Here is a 13,584-nt window from a genome sequence, read left to right as displayed (position 1 = left end):
AGAACCCTCACCAGGGCCCGCTTCCCAACCAGGGGAGCGGGCCCTCGTACGTCGTTAAGGTGAACCCCATGAGCGAACCCCCCCGCAGTGATCGCGGACACACCGACGACCTCATGTCCTTCCTGACGGCCAGCCCGACGCCGTACCACGCCGTGGCGACCGCGGCCGAGCGGCTGGAGAAGGCCGGTTTCCGCCAGGTCGCGGAGACGGATGCCTGGGACGGCACGAGCGGCGGCAAGTACGTGACGCGCGGCGGCGCCATCGTGGCCTGGTACGTCCCCGAGGGCGCGGCGGCGCACACGCCGTTCCGGATCGTCGGCGCGCACACCGACTCGCCCAACCTGCGGGTGAAGCCGCAGCCCGACACCGGCGCGCACGGCTGGCGCCAGGTGGCCGTGGAGATCTACGGCGGGCCGCTGCTCAACTCGTGGCTCGACCGGGACCTGGGCCTGGCCGGCCGGCTGACCCTGCGGGACGGCTCGACGCGCCTGGTGAACGTCGACCGCCCGCTGCTGCGCGTCCCGCAGCTCGCCATCCACCTGGACCGCTCGGTGTCCTCCGACGGCCTCAAGCTCGACAAGCAGCGGCATCTGCAGCCCGTGTGGGGGCTCGGCGACGAGGTGCAGGGCGGCGACCTGATCGCCTTCCTGGAGGAGGAGACCGGCATCCCGGCGGGCCAGGTCACCGGCTGGGACCTGATGACCCACTCCGTGGAGGCGCCCGCCTACCTGGGCCGCGACCGCGAGCTGGTGGCCGGGCCGCGCATGGACAACCTGCTGTCCGTGCACGCGGGCGTGGCCGCGCTGACCGCCGTCGCCGGGCATGACCTGCCCTACATCCCGGTGCTGGCCGCCTTCGACCACGAGGAGAACGGCTCCCAGTCCGACAGCGGCGCGGACGGCCCGCTGCTCGGCGGCGTCCTGGAGCGCTCGGTGTTCGCGCGCGGAGGGTCGTACGAGGACCGGGCCAGGGCCTTCGCGGGCACGGTCTGCCTGTCCTCCGACACGGGCCACGCCGTGCACCCCAACTACGCCGAGCGGCACGACCCGACGCACCACCCGCGGGTCAACGGGGGCCCGATCCTCAAGGTCAACGTCAACAACCGCTACGCCACGGACGGTTCGGGCCGGGCGATCTTCGCGGCGGCCTGCGAGAAGGCGGGCGTGCCCTTCCAGTCGTTCGTCTCGCACAACTCCATGCCCTGCGGCACCACGATCGGCCCGATCACCGCCGCCCGGCACGGCATCCGCACGGTCGACATCGGCGTCGCGATCCTGTCGATGCACAGTGTCCGTGAACTGTGCGGCGCCGAGGACCCGTTGCTGCTGACCCGGGCCCTGACGGCGTTCCTCGAAGGCTGATCAGCCCCTCCCGGGTGTCCGACGGGAGGGTCCGGGGTACCCGGACCCTCCGAGCACACGACATCCCTATGAGGGGGGCAGCTCTGATGGGCCTGGGCGGATGCATCATCCTCATCGCCGTGGGAGCCATCCTCACGTTCGCGACCGACTGGGACATGGAGGGGGTCAACCTCGACCTCGTCGGTCTCATTCTCATGATCGTGGGCCTGATCGGCGTCACCACGTTCAGCAGCATCGCCCGCCGCCGGCGGGTGGTCGTCCCACCGGCCACCCCGGTGGTCGAGGACGACGTACACCACCACCGTCACCACCGGCGGGACGACTACACCGACGGATACGGCGTGTGAGTCAGGCCCGGGTGAGTCAGGCCAGCGCGTGGCCCGTGGTCGCGTCCACGTGGGAGGGGACCTCCTCGTGGCGGTCGCCGACGGTCGAGGTGCCCGTGGGCTCCAGCACGAGAATCTCGGTCGGGACGGGCGCGTACGGCTTGTGCTCGGTCCCGCGCGGGACGGTGAAGACGGAGCCGCGGGGCAGCACGACGGTGCGCTCACCGTCCTTCTCGCGCAGCCCGATGTGCAGTTCGCCGCTGAGGACGAGGAAGAACTCGTCGGTGTCGTCGTGGGCGTGCCACAGGTGCTCGCCCTCGACCTTGGCGACGCGGACGTCGTAGTCGTTGACGGTGGTGACGATGCGCGGGCTCCACTGCTGGGAGAAGGAGCCGAGCGCGGCGGCGAGGGAAACGGGTTCGTCGGTCATGGCCCCATGCTGCGAGGTGGCGACCCTCGACGGCGAGTGCTAGGAATCGCACATGCCGCAAGAATCCTCTCACCGTGCACACCGTGTGGTGCTGATCGTCGACGAGAACTCCAACCCCTTCGAGATGAGCTGCGCCATCGAGATCTTCGGCCTGGACCGGCCGGAGCTGGGCCGGCGGCTGTACGACTTCCGCCTGTGCGCGGCCGGATCGCATACGAGGATGAGGGACGGGTTCTTCACCCTGACCGGGGTCGCCGGTCTGGAGGCGGCCGAGGACGCGGACACCCTGATCGTGCCGAACCGGCCGGACACGCAGGTGCCGCGCGCCCCCGAGGTACTGGACACGATCAGGCGGGCCCACACGCGGGGGGCCCGCCTGATCGGCTTCTGCTCGGGCGCGTTCACCATGGCCGAGGCGGGCCTGCTGGACGGGCGAAGGGCGGCCTGCCACTGGATGTGGGCGGAGTCCTTCCGGGCCCGCTTCCCTCAGGTCCTCCTGGAGCCCGACGTGCTCTTCGTCGACGACGGCGACATCCTCACGGCATCCGGCAGCGCCTCGGCCCTCGACCTCGGCCTGCACGTCGTACGCCGTGACCACGGCGCCGAGATCGCCAACCACGTCTCCCGCCGCCTGGTCTTCGCCGCCCACCGCGACGGCGGCCAGCGCCAGTTCGTGGAACGCCCTGTGCCCGAGATCCGCGACGAGTCCCTCTCCCCGCTGCTCGCCTGGGCCCAGGAACGCCTGGGCGAGCCGCTCACGGTGGCCGACCTGGCGGCCCACGCCTCGGTCTCCCCGGCCACCCTCCACCGCCGCTTCCAGTCCCAACTGGGCACGACCCCCCTGGCCTGGCTCACCACCGAACGCGTCGCCCTGGCCTGCCGCCTGATCGAGCGGGGCGAGAACCGGCTGGACGTCGTGGCCGAACGCAGCGGCCTCGGCACGGCCGCCAACCTGCGTGCCCGGCTGCGCAGGGAGACGGGGCTCAGCCCTTCGGCGTATCGGCGGCGTTTCGGACCCGGAGCCGGGGAACCGGTGAGGGCATGAGATTCCTGGTGCGTGACCGGCTGCTCGGATTCGGTGAGGACTACTGGATCGAGGACGACCGCGGCGAGAAGGTCTATCTCGTCGACGGCAAGGCGATGCGGGTGCGGGACACCTTCGAGCTGAAGGACCGGCAGGGGCGGGTGCTGGTGGACATCCGGCAGAAGATGTTCGCCCTGCGGGACACGATGGTGATCGAGCGGGACGACGAGCCGCTCGCGACCATCCGGCGCAAGCGGCTGTCGCTGCTGCGCAACCACTACCGCGTGACCCTCGTCGACGGCACCGAGCTGGACGTCAGCGGCAAGATCGCCGACCGGGAGTTCGCGATCGAGTACGACGGTGAGCTGCTGGCCGTCGTGTCACGGCGGTGGCTGCACGTCCGGGACACCTACGGCCTGGACGTCGTACGCGACGACGCCGACCCGGCGCTGCTGATCGCGGTGACGGTGTGTGTGATCCACCTGGCGGAGAAGGAGCGCGAGGACTAGTTCCCGGGCGGCTTCAGGCCGAGGACCCTGTCCTTGAGGGCCGGGAACTGGTCCCTCGTCGTCGCGACCTTGGCCGGGTCGAACTCCACGGTGAGGATCTCCTCGTCCGCCCCGGCCTGCGTCAGCACCTCGCCCCAGGGATCGACCACGATCGAGTGACCCGCCTGGGGAACTCCGGCGTGCGTCCCGGCCGTTCCGCAGGCAAGGACGAACGACTGGTTCTCCACCGCCCGCGCCTGAGCCAGCAGCGTCCAGTGGGCCCGCCGCCGCTCCGGCCAGCCCGCGGGAACGACGAGGGTCTCGGCGCCGGCGTCGACGAGACCACGGAAGAGTTCGGGGAAACGGAGGTCGTAACAGGTCGCGAGGCCAAGGGTCGTCTCCGGCAGACGGACCGTCACCAGTTCCTCGCCCGCGCCCATCAGCACCGCCTCGCCCTTGTCGAAGCCGAAGCGGTGGATCTTGCGGTACGCGGCGACGAGGTCCCCGGAGGGGGAGAAGACCAGGGAGGTGTTGTACAGCGGCCCCTCGCCCGCGGCGGAGCCGCTGTCGGATGCGGTGCGTTCGGGGATCGAACCGGCGTGCAGCCACACGCCCGCGTCGCTCGCCGCCTTCGCCATCGCCTCGTACGTCGGCCCCTGAAGCGGCTCCGCCTCGCGCCCGAACTCCTCGTACGCGAAGGCCCCCGTGGTCCACAGCTCCGGCAGGACGACGAGGTCGGCCCCGGCCTGACTCCGTACCAGGGACGCGGCCCGCTGTCTGCGGGAGGCGACCGATTCGCCCTCGTCTACGGCGATCTGGATCAGAGAGGCGCGCACACTACCACCGTCCTGGCATTCGGGCCGTCGACACCGGCCTACGATCGTCACACGAAAGCACTGCCGGGGTGCCTCGCAGCAGCGTAACTTAGCGTTTCAAGACACCCGCCGACAGCCGCCACCTCCCACTGGCAACGCCGCCAACACCAGCCCGTGCACCGACCGCCGAGGGGTCCCGTTTCCGTGAGTCTGCATCCCACCCTCCAGCCCTACGCCGACGCCTGGACCCACTCCATCGACGCGATATCCGAGCTGGTGCAGCAGCTGGCGGAGGCCGACTGGAACCGTCGTACCCCCTGCCCGGGCTGGTCCGTGCGCGATGTCGTCTCGCATGTCATCGGCCTGGACAGCGAGATGCTCGGCGACCCGCGGCCCATCCACACGCTCCCGCGCGACCTGTTCCACGTCACCAACGACCACCAGCGCTACACGGAGATGCAGGTCGACGTCCGCCGCCACCACACGGCGCCGGAGATGACGGCCGAGCTGGAGTACACGGTCATCCGCCGCAACCGCCAGCTGCGCAACGAGTCCCGTGACCCCGGCACCAAGGTCCGCGGCCCGCTCGGCGCCGAGCTGACGCTCGAGGAGGCCATGCGCAACCACGCCTTCGAGATGTGGGTGCACGAGCAGGACCTGCGCACCGCCCTCGGCCGGCCCGGCAACCTCGACTCCCCCGGCGCGTACATCGTCCGTGACGTCCTGCTGGACGCCCTGCCCGAGGTCGTCGCGGCTCGCGCGAACGCCCCGCGCAGCTCCGCGGTCGTCTTCGACGTCCACGGCCCCGTCGAGTTCCTGCGCACCATCCGCATCGACATCCAGGGCCGCGGCAGCCTGGAGACCGTCCCGGCCCTCGGTCCTGCCGCGTCCTTCGCCCTCGACTGGGAGACGTACGTCCGCCTGGCGTGCGGCCGGGTGACGCCGGAGTCCGTGGCCGACCGGGTCAAGGCGGAGGGGGACGTGGAGCTGGCTTCGGCGATTCTGAGGAACTTCACGGTGACGCGGTGAGGCTCAGCTTCTTGAGGTGGTGAGTCCGGCGGCGGGTGGGCATGGGCCGGGGATCTGGGGGCGGAGCCCCCAGGGCACGGACGCTGCCCGGCTTCACACAGGGACGTGGACGGAGGAGACCCTGCTGGCAACGAGCCGCTCCCGCTCCCGCCGGGCCGCGCGGCGGCGCAGCCGCAGTATCTGACCGACGCCGAGCGCCTGAAGGAAGAACACCACCGAGAAGGCGACCCGGTAGTCGTCGCCCGTCGCGTCCAGCAGCACGCCCACCAGGAACAGGGTCGTCATCGAGGCGACGAACCCGCCCATGTTGGTGATGCCGGAGGCGGTGCCCTGCCGCTCGGGCGGATTCGCCGGACGCGCGAAGTCGAACCCGATCATCGACGCCGGCCCGCACGCCCCGAGCACCGCGCACAGCACGATCAGCAGCCACATCGGCGCGTGCGCCCCGGGCCAGTACAGCGTCACGGCCCACAGCAGCGCCGTCGCCCCCACGGTCCCGAGCGCCAGCGGCAGCCGCGCCCCGTGATGCCGGGCGACGATCTGGCCGTAGACGAGCCCGATCGCCATGTTGGACAGCACCACCAGCGTCAGCAGCGACCCCGCCGTCCCCCGCGACAGCCCCTGTGCCTCGACCAGGAACGGCAGGCCCCACAGCAGCAGGAACACCATCGCCGGGAACTGGGTGGTGAAGTGCACCCACAGCCCCAGCCGGGTCCCCGGCTCCCGCCAGGACGCGGCGATCTGGCGACGGACGTACGCCGCACCCTGGTGCGGGACGGGCTCGGGCTCATGGCCCTCGGGGTGGTCCTTGAGGAAGAGCAGCAACAGCACGAACACGACCACACCGGCCAGCGCGCTGCCGGCGAACGCGGCCGTCCAGCCGATGCCGTGCAGCAGCCGGGCCAGGACCAGCGTGGAGACGAGATTGCCGGCCATGCCGACCAGACCGGCGAGCTGCGCGATCAGCGGCCCGCGCCGGGCCGGGAACCAGCGGGTGCCGAGCCGCAGCACGCTGATGAACGTCATCGCGTCGCCGCAGCCGAGCAGCGCGCGCGAGGCGAGGGCCGTGCCGTAGGAGGGCGAGAAGGCGAAACCGAGCTGGCCGAGCGTGAAGAGGACGACGCCCAGGCCGAGCACCTTCTTGGTGCCGAGCCGGTCCACGAGCAGGCCGACGGGTATCTGCATGCCGGCGTAGACCAGCAGCTGGAGGATCGAGAACGTCGACAGGGCCGAGGCGTTCACATCGAAGCGGTCGGCCGCGTCGAGGCCGGCCACCCCCAGCGACGTACGGAAGATGACGGCGACGAAGTAGACGGAGACGCCGATGCCCCAGACGGCCGCGGCGCGCCGGCCGCCGGGCGGGTCGCCCGGCAAGGTCGCTGAAGCCGAGGCCGAGCTCATCGCGCCTCACCCCGGGCGAGGTGCGAGACCCAGCCCACGTGCCGGTGGACGAGGGAGACGGCCTCCTCGGCGTCGCCGGAGCGCAGCGCGTCGAGGATCTCCTGGTGCTCGGTGATGTTCTTGGCGATGCGGTCGGGGTGGGAGTGCATCACCGCGACGCCCATCCGCAGCTGGCGGTCGCGCAGCTGGTCGTAGAGGCGGGAGAGGATCGCGTTGCCGCCGCTGCGGACGATCTCGGCGTGGAAGCAGCGGTCGGTGACCGCGACGGCGGCCAGATCGCCCGCGGCGGCCTCGCGCTTCTGCCGTTCGAGGAGTTCCTCCAGGCGCTGGACGAGTCCGGCGGGGGCGGGGACCGCCTTGCGGGCGGCGTGCTCCTCGACGAGCAGCCGGGTCTCGACGACGTCCGCGATCTCCTGCGCGGAGACCGGCAGGACCAGGGCGCCCTTCTTCGGGTAGAGCTTGAGCAGGCCCTCGACCTCCAGCCGCAGCAGCGCCTCGCGCACCGGCGTGCGGGAGACCCCGACGGCCTCGGCGAGTTCACCCTCGGTGAGCAGCGTGCCGCCTTCGTAGCGGCGGTCGAGGACGCCCTGCTTGACGTGGCTGTAGACGCGTTCGGCGGCAGGAGGTTGCTTTACGGCCATGGTCATGCCGACAGGATAGATACAACACGTACGCATGCGAGGCGTAGTCCACGATACGGACGGGTGATCCGGGAAAGTCGGAGCGCAACCATTCCCCGATCTCGTGAGTCTCCCCTGTGCGGCCCTGTTGCCCCCTCTCAACTCGGCTGCATCAAAAGAGACTTAACCAACCATTCGGGGTAATCCTCTTGATGACTAGCATTTCGGGCGCCCGGATCCGCAAGGCGATCACGGTCGGCCTCACGACCGGCGCCATGCTCACCGCCGGCGCGGTCGCCGCCGCCCCCGCACAGGCACTCACGGTGCCGACGGTGTACGCCAAGGGCGCCTACGTCAGCGACGGAAGCGGCAGAACGCTCTACACCAAGAGCGCCGACGTCAAGCGCTCCACCGGCTCCACGACGAAGATCATGACGGCGAAGGTCGTGCTGTCGCAGCCGAACCTGAACCTGGACGCCAAGGTCACGATCCAGAAGGCGTACAGCGACTACGTCGTGTCGAGGAACGCCTCGCAGGCGCACCTCATCGTCGGCGACAAGGTCACCGTCCGTCAGCTGCTCTACGGTCTGATGCTGCCCTCGGGCTGCGACGCCGCCTACGCGCTGGCCGACAAGTTCGGCACCGGCACCACGCGTGCCGCGCGCGTGAGCTCGTTCATCTCCAAGATGAACACCACGGCGAAGAACCTGGGCATGACGAACACGCACTTCGACTCGTTCGACGGCATCAGCAACGGCTCCAACTACTCGACGCCGCGCGACCTCACCAAGCTCGCCCGCAGCGCGATGACGGGCTACACGTTCCGCTCGATCGTCAAGACCAAGTCGTACACGGCCAAGACGGTCACCAGCACGGGCACCATCCGCACGATGGCGCCCTGGACCAACACCAACCCGCTGCTCAGCTCCTACAGCGGCGCCACCGGCGTGAAGACCGGCTCCGGCCCCGAGGCCGGCTACTGCCTCGCCTTCTCCGCCACTCGCAGCGGCAAGACGGTCTACGGCGTCGTCCTGGCGTCCACCAACGCCACGACCCGCCAGTCGGACGCGACGAAGCTGCTCAACTACGGCTTCGCCAAGCAGGCCTGACGGTCACACAGCTACACCTCACAGGGCCCGCCGTGCTGGACACGGCGGGCCCTGTTCCACGTGAAACCAGGCCGCCGCTTTTCGAAATCCATTTGTACGACTTCTCGCCCACCCCTACCGTCGAACCCATCGACGTGTAGCTCAGCAGCAGAGCGCCGGGCTTCCTACCCGGAGGGCGCGGGGGCAGCACCCGCCACGTCGGCTATGAACGACGACGCTGAGCAGCAGCATCCCGCCCAGGTGAACGCCGGCTACGCGGCAGGCCAGTTGGCCGCCGCGCTCCGGACTGCGGCCACCCACGAGGACCCCGACACCCGGCGTCGCGCCGAGGAACGCGGCCAGAAGTGGCGTGCCGTGCTGACCGGGATGGCAGGCGGCCTGCTGTCGGTCGGTTCGCGCACTCCCGTCGCCGGGCTGCCCGCGTGGGTGACGCCCGAGGTCGTCCGGGGCGGCTTCGCCACCGGCCGGCCGAGTGCGGGCGGCCCGCTGCTCGCCCATGAGAGCGCCACCGCCCGGCGCGCCGGGGTGCCCGAGGACCGGCAGGAGCTGTTCGCGTACTTCCTCTCCGAGGACGGGCTCGCCGAGCTGTACGGCCTGCTCGACAGCGGGCGTTACGAGATCGGCGTGCCCGAGGAGGCGGCACTGCTCACCGTCGCCTGGCTGGTCCGCGCCGGGGAGACCGACGCCGCGCTGGACCTCGTACAGGAGCTGGCGCCGTTCGCGGGGCGGCTGCGGTTCGCGCCGCGGCCCGCCGAGCGGGCGGTGCCCGGCGCCGATGCCGTCCACCGCTCCACCGTCGCCGAGGCCCGCGCGTCCCTGGCCCGGCGGCAGCCGCGCACAGCCGTGGAGACCCAGCGCGAGGCCCTCGCCGTCTGGCAGCCCTTCGGCGACGAACTGCTCACGCACTGGCTGGAGGTGACCGGCGACGACGGCTGGATCCGCATCCCTGACCCCGGCCCTGGGCATGCCTGGCATGCCCGTTCCGCCGCACTCCTCGCCCGCTACCGCGACCTGGCCCGGGACCACACCCTGTGCACCAAGCACCGCAGCCCGAAGGAGAACCTCGGCATCCTGCGCGGCGCGCTGGAGGACGTCGTCGCCGGACGGCAGCTCGGTCCGCGGCGGCTCGGGCTGCTGGGGAACGCCCTGACCTCGATGGTCCGGCGGCGCGGGCTGCCCGGCTCGGAGGGGCACTCCGCCCTGCGCCGGGAGCAGGCCGCCCACGCCGCGCTGCCCTCGCACCACGCGCTGGCCCGGCTGGTGCACGACCGGCTGGCCGAGCTGCCCGCGCAGGACGGCATCGCGGAGGTCGGGCCGTTCCTCGCGGAGGTGAGCGGGCCCGAGGCGGCCCGTACCGGGCTGCCCGCCGGCGCCGCGATCCCGGCTGCCGTACGGCGGCCCGTCGAGGTCGCCCTGAGCGCACCGCTCGGCACGCTCGTCGAGCGCGGCATCGTGCCGTCGGCGGAGGTGCTGGCCACGTTCGTGCCGCAGCTCGTGGCCGCCGCCACCGCGCAGGCCCATCCGGACCCGGCGCTGCGCACCCTGGCCGCCGCGCACTACCGGGCCTTCCGTGGTCGCCGCTCGCTGCTGCTGCTCAACCTGGAGCGGCAGGTGCGGGCGGAGGAGCTGCCGTGGGTGCGGGCCGTCGCCGCGCACCGCGTCGACGGGGAGGCCGGTGACGTCGCCGCGGCCGCGCTGCGGCAGTTGGGCGGGCTGGCCGTGCAGGCGTTCCCGGGCACGATCCTGCCGAACCCGCTGGTGCGGGAGCTGTCCGTGCTCGCCCGGCAGGCGGACCTCGGCGCGCCCCTGGTGGAGGAGCTGGCCTCGGACATCTTCATGGGCACCTTCACCCCGAAGTTCCTCAGCGCCGCGCGCGTGGCTGCCGAACTGTTGGGCGGCGGCTCCCTCTACGAGCGCTACTACGCCATCGACTACCGGGCCCTGCGCAACCTCGCGATCGTCGAGGCCGGTGAGGCGGCAGGGAGGTCGTACGGGGCGCGTACGTCACCCGGGTTCGCCGCACTGTGCGAGCGGCGGGCGGCGCAGCTCGCACCTGGGGCAGAGAACGGCTCGGGAAGCGGCTCCTGGGTCGCCGCGAACGGCACGGTGATCGAGCAGGCGCAGATCCTCACGACCCACAACCTGGCCACCCTGGTCCACCGGGTCGGGATCGCCCCCGAGGCGGGCTGGGACGAGCTGGCCCGGCGGTCCTTCGTGACGGTGTGCCGGCTGACCGCGCGCGTCCACCACAACCCGCGGCCCCTGGGCACGATCAAGGACATCGCCTACGCCTGGCGGCAGATGCTGTTCCAGTTGTCGCTGTGCACCCCGGGCGGGCGGGCCCGCACCCTGGCATGGCTGCCGGGGGAGACGGCCCGCCACCCGTGGCACGTCGCCGTCCGGCTCGCCCCGGCGCTCACCGGTCTCCGTCAGGTCGCGGAGGGCGGTTCGGCCCGGGAGGGCGAGGGACGGATGCTGCTGGGCTGGAGCACCGGCGGCCACTGGCTGCGGCCGGACCCGGTGCTTCCGTCGGACGTGCCGGTCAGGCCCAGGTGATCAGCCGCTTGGGCTGCTCCAGGATCGCCGCCACATCGGCGAGGACCTTGGAGCCCAGCTCGCCGTCGACCAGGCGGTGGTCGAAGGACAGCGCCAGGGTGGTGACCTGACGCGGCTTGACCTTGCCCTTGTGGACCCACGGCTGGAGCTTGATCGCGCCGACCGCGAGGATCGCCGACTCGCCCGGGTTGAGGATCGGGGTGCCGGTGTCGACGCCGAACACGCCGACGTTGGTGATCGTCACCGTGCCGCCCTGCATCGCCGCGGGCGAGGTCTTGCCCTCGCGCGCGGTGGACACCAGCTCACCGAGCGCCTCCGCGAGCTGCGGAAGCGTCTTGCTGTGCGCGTCCTTGATGTTCGGGACGATCAGGCCGCGCGGGGTGGCCGCGGCGATGCCCAGGTTGACGTAGTGCTTGAGCACGATCTCCTGGTTCGCCTCGTCCCAGGACGCGTTGACGTCCGGGTTGCGCTTGATGGCGACCAGCAGGGCCTTGGCGATCAGCAGCAGCGGGTTGACCCGCAGCCCCTGCATGTCCTTGTCCTGCTTCAGCTCCTCGACGAGCTTCATCGTGCGCGTGACGTCGACCGTGACGAACTCGGTGACATGCGGCGCGGTGAACGCCGAGCCGACCATCGCCGCGGCCGTCGCCTTGCGGACGCCCTTGACCGGGATCCGCGTCTCGCGCGCGGTGTCGTACGTCGCCACCGGCGCGGGGGCGGCCTGGGCGGTGGCCGGCGCCGGGGCCGGGGCGGCCGTCGGCGCGGGGGCCTGGGCCGCAGCGGCCGGGGCCGCCGCCGCGTGGACGTCCTCGCGGGTGATGATGCCGTCCGGGCCGGTCGGGGTGACCGTGGCCAGGTCGACGCCGAGGTCCTTGGCGAGCTTGCGCACCGGCGGCTTGGCCAGCGGGCGGTCCGTGCCCGCCTGGGCCGGGGCGGCGGCCGGCGCCGCGGAGGCGTGGCCGTTGAGCTCGGTCTGGATCGCCGTGGACGCCTGGGCCGGCACCTCCGGGCCCTTGCGCGGGCGGCGCTTGGTGGAGGTGGTGGCGACGCCGTAGCCGACGAGGACCGGCTGACGGCCCTGCGGCTCGGGCTCCTCCGCGACGGCCTCCGCGGCAGCCGGCGCCGGCTGCTCGACCGGCGTCTGCGCGGGCGCGGACTCGGGCGCGGCTCCGCCCGAGACGTCCACCGCGATGATGGACGTGCCCACGTCGACCGTGGTGCCCTCCGGGAAGTGCAGGGAGCGCACCACACCGTCGTAGGGGATGGGCAGTTCGACGGCCGCCTTGGCGGTCTCGACCTCGCACACCACCTGGCCGTCGGTGACGGTGTCACCGGGCTGGACGTACCACTTGAGGATCTCGGCCTCGGTGAGGCCCTCGCCCACGTCCGGCATCTTGAACTCGCGTACGGACGCTTCAGTCATCGTCGTCACGACCCTCTCCTCAGTACGCCAGGGCACGGTCGACGGCGTCGAGCACCCGGTCCAGGCCCGGCAGGTACTCCTCCTCCAGGCGCGCCGGCGGGTACGGGGCGTGGTAGCCGCCGACCCGGAGCACCGGGGCCTCCAGGTGGTAGAAGCAGCGCTCGGTGATCCGGGCGGCGATCTCCGCGCCGGAGCCGAAGAACACCGGCGCCTCGTGGACCACGACCAGACGGCGGGTCTTCTCGACCGAGGCCTGGATGGAGTCGAAGTCGAGCGGCGAGACCGAGCGCAGGTCCAGGACCTCCAGGTTCCGCCCCTCCTCGGCGGCCGCGGCGGCGACCTCCAGGCAGGTCTTCACCATCGGGCCGTACGCGGCGAGGGTCAGGTCGGTGCCCTCGCGCACCACCTGCGCCTTGTGCAGCGGGCCGGGGATCGCCTCGGTGTTGACCTCGGCCTTGTCCCAGTAGCGCCGCTTGGGCTCGAAGAAGATCACCGGGTCGTCGCTCTGGATGGCCTGCTGCATCATCCAGTACGCGTCGGAGGCGTTCGACGGGGAGACGATCTTCAGGCCCGCCACGTGCGCGAACAGCGCCTCGGGCGACTCGGAGTGGTGCTCGACCGCGCCGATGCCACCGCCGTAGGGGATGCGCACGACGACCGGCAGCTTGACCTTGCCGAGCGAGCGGGCGTGCATCTTCGCGAGCTGCGTGACGATCTGGTCGTAGGCCGGGAAGACGAAGCCGTCGAACTGGATCTCCACCACCGGGCGGTAGCCGCGCAGGGCGAGGCCGATCGCGGTGCCGACGATGCCGGACTCCGCGAGCGGGGTGTCGATGACGCGGGACTCGCCGAAGTCCTTCTGCAGGCCGTCGGTCACCCGGAACACACCGCCGAGCTTGCCGACGTCCTCGCCCATGACGAGGACCTTCGGGTCGGCGTCCAGGGCGCGGCGCAGCGATTCGTTGATCGCCTTGGCCAGAGCCATCTTTTCCGCTGCCATGA

At 71.7% G+C, this 13,584-nt stretch carries 13 protein-coding genes and 1 tRNA gene; 8 read left to right on the top strand and 6 right to left on the bottom strand.

Annotated features, from left to right (window positions below; all coding sequences use genetic code 11):
• Positions 1–68 precede the first annotated feature (68 nt).
• Positions 69–1,361 (top strand): M18 family aminopeptidase, encoded by a 1,293-nt coding sequence (locus ACIQ6Y_RS14060; protein ID WP_404037210.1) that lies wholly within the window; start codon positions 69–71, stop codon positions 1,359–1,361.
• Between the two features lie 86 nt (positions 1,362–1,447).
• Positions 1,448–1,708: a DUF6458 family protein gene (locus ACIQ6Y_RS14055; protein WP_404038342.1), complete on the top strand. Its 261-nt coding sequence runs from the start codon at positions 1,448–1,450 to the stop codon at positions 1,706–1,708.
• Between the two features lie 16 nt (positions 1,709–1,724).
• On the opposite strand, the gene ACIQ6Y_RS14050 is transcribed toward ACIQ6Y_RS14055, so the two are convergent.
• Complete coding sequence (locus ACIQ6Y_RS14050) at positions 1,725–2,117, bottom strand: cupin domain-containing protein (protein ID WP_404037207.1); 393 nt, start codon at positions 2,115–2,117, stop codon at positions 1,725–1,727.
• A gap of 52 nt (positions 2,118–2,169) precedes the next feature.
• Between ACIQ6Y_RS14050 and ACIQ6Y_RS14045 the strand changes: the two genes are divergently transcribed.
• Both ACIQ6Y_RS14045 and ACIQ6Y_RS14040 read left to right on the top strand, forming a co-directional pair.
• Positions 2,170–3,162: a GlxA family transcriptional regulator gene (locus tag ACIQ6Y_RS14045; RefSeq protein ID WP_404037204.1), complete on the top strand. Its 993-nt coding sequence runs from the start codon at positions 2,170–2,172 to the stop codon at positions 3,160–3,162.
• Complete coding sequence (locus ACIQ6Y_RS14040; protein WP_404037201.1) at positions 3,159–3,650, top strand: LURP-one-related/scramblase family protein; 492 nt, start codon at positions 3,159–3,161, stop codon at positions 3,648–3,650. Before ACIQ6Y_RS14045 ends, ACIQ6Y_RS14040 begins: the two co-directional genes overlap by 4 nt.
• On the opposite strand, the gene ACIQ6Y_RS14035 is transcribed toward ACIQ6Y_RS14040, so the two are convergent.
• The gene (locus tag ACIQ6Y_RS14035) at positions 3,647–4,465 is read right to left on the bottom strand and encodes a carbon-nitrogen family hydrolase (protein WP_404037198.1); all 819 of its coding nucleotides are present in this window, start codon (positions 4,463–4,465) and stop codon (positions 3,647–3,649) included. The genes ACIQ6Y_RS14040 and ACIQ6Y_RS14035 overlap by 4 nt on opposite strands.
• 183 nt (positions 4,466–4,648) lie before the next feature.
• Between ACIQ6Y_RS14035 and ACIQ6Y_RS14030 the strand changes: the two genes are divergently transcribed.
• The gene (locus ACIQ6Y_RS14030) at positions 4,649–5,473 is read left to right on the top strand and encodes a maleylpyruvate isomerase family mycothiol-dependent enzyme (RefSeq protein WP_404037195.1); all 825 of its coding nucleotides are present in this window, start codon (positions 4,649–4,651) and stop codon (positions 5,471–5,473) included.
• A gap of 93 nt (positions 5,474–5,566) precedes the next feature.
• Here the strand turns inward: ACIQ6Y_RS14030 and ACIQ6Y_RS14025 are convergent, their stop codons facing one another.
• Positions 5,567–6,874 (bottom strand): nitrate/nitrite transporter, encoded by a 1,308-nt coding sequence (locus tag ACIQ6Y_RS14025; RefSeq protein ID WP_404037192.1) that lies wholly within the window; start codon positions 6,872–6,874, stop codon positions 5,567–5,569.
• Positions 6,871–7,521 (bottom strand): GntR family transcriptional regulator, encoded by a 651-nt coding sequence (locus ACIQ6Y_RS14020; RefSeq protein ID WP_404037190.1) that lies wholly within the window; start codon positions 7,519–7,521, stop codon positions 6,871–6,873. The genes ACIQ6Y_RS14025 and ACIQ6Y_RS14020 overlap by 4 nt, the downstream gene beginning before the upstream one ends.
• Positions 7,522–7,706: 185 nt before the next feature.
• On the opposite strand from ACIQ6Y_RS14020, the gene ACIQ6Y_RS14015 reads away from it, so the two are divergent.
• From ACIQ6Y_RS14015 to ACIQ6Y_RS14005, 3 genes are all read left to right on the top strand, one after another.
• Positions 7,707–8,603: a D-alanyl-D-alanine carboxypeptidase family protein gene (locus ACIQ6Y_RS14015; protein WP_404037187.1), complete on the top strand. Its 897-nt coding sequence runs from the start codon at positions 7,707–7,709 to the stop codon at positions 8,601–8,603.
• Positions 8,604–8,733: 130 nt separating this feature from the next.
• Positions 8,734–8,805: transfer RNA gene (locus ACIQ6Y_RS14010), tRNA-Gly, on the top strand.
• A 2-nt stretch (positions 8,806–8,807) separates the two neighbouring features.
• Positions 8,808–11,159 (top strand): hypothetical protein, encoded by a 2,352-nt coding sequence (locus ACIQ6Y_RS14005; RefSeq protein ID WP_404037185.1) that lies wholly within the window; start codon positions 8,808–8,810, stop codon positions 11,157–11,159.
• On the opposite strand, the gene ACIQ6Y_RS14000 is transcribed toward ACIQ6Y_RS14005, so the two are convergent.
• Positions 11,146–12,591, bottom strand: coding sequence for a dihydrolipoamide acetyltransferase family protein (locus ACIQ6Y_RS14000; protein WP_404037182.1), 1,446 nt, complete (start codon positions 12,589–12,591; stop codon positions 11,146–11,148). The genes ACIQ6Y_RS14005 and ACIQ6Y_RS14000 overlap by 14 nt on opposite strands.
• 10 nt (positions 12,592–12,601) lie before the next feature.
• Positions 12,602–13,582: an alpha-ketoacid dehydrogenase subunit beta gene (locus tag ACIQ6Y_RS13995; RefSeq protein WP_404037179.1), complete on the bottom strand. Its 981-nt coding sequence runs from the start codon at positions 13,580–13,582 to the stop codon at positions 12,602–12,604.
• Positions 13,583–13,584: the final 2 nt, after the last annotated feature.

This window comes from Streptomyces sp. NPDC096205 (assembly GCF_044763135.1).
GTDB lineage: Bacteria > Actinomycetota > Actinomycetes > Streptomycetales > Streptomycetaceae > Streptomyces.
This window is presented reverse-complemented; position numbering and strand designations above follow the sequence as displayed.

Excerpts from the sequence above, each read along its gene's own strand:
- ACIQ6Y_RS14045 (WP_404037204.1), top strand. The coding sequence starts at position 2,170 with ATGCCGCAAGAATCCTCTCACCGTGCACACCGTGTGGTGCTGATCGTC.
- ACIQ6Y_RS14020 (WP_404037190.1), bottom strand. The coding sequence starts at position 7,521 with ATGACCATGGCCGTAAAGCAACCTCCTGCCGCCGAACGCGTCTACAGC.
- ACIQ6Y_RS14015 (WP_404037187.1), top strand. The coding sequence starts at position 7,707 with ATGACTAGCATTTCGGGCGCCCGGATCCGCAAGGCGATCACGGTCGGC.
- ACIQ6Y_RS14050 (WP_404037207.1), bottom strand. The coding sequence starts at position 2,117 with ATGACCGACGAACCCGTTTCCCTCGCCGCCGCGCTCGGCTCCTTCTCC.
- ACIQ6Y_RS14005 (WP_404037185.1), top strand. The coding sequence starts at position 8,808 with ATGAACGACGACGCTGAGCAGCAGCATCCCGCCCAGGTGAACGCCGGC.
- ACIQ6Y_RS14040 (WP_404037201.1), top strand. The coding sequence starts at position 3,159 with ATGAGATTCCTGGTGCGTGACCGGCTGCTCGGATTCGGTGAGGACTAC.
- ACIQ6Y_RS13995 (WP_404037179.1), bottom strand. The coding sequence starts at position 13,582 with ATGGCAGCGGAAAAGATGGCTCTGGCCAAGGCGATCAACGAATCGCTG.
- ACIQ6Y_RS14025 (WP_404037192.1), bottom strand. The coding sequence starts at position 6,874 with ATGAGCTCGGCCTCGGCTTCAGCGACCTTGCCGGGCGACCCGCCCGGC.
- ACIQ6Y_RS14055 (WP_404038342.1), top strand. The coding sequence starts at position 1,448 with ATGGGCCTGGGCGGATGCATCATCCTCATCGCCGTGGGAGCCATCCTC.
- ACIQ6Y_RS14060 (WP_404037210.1), top strand. The coding sequence starts at position 69 with ATGAGCGAACCCCCCCGCAGTGATCGCGGACACACCGACGACCTCATG.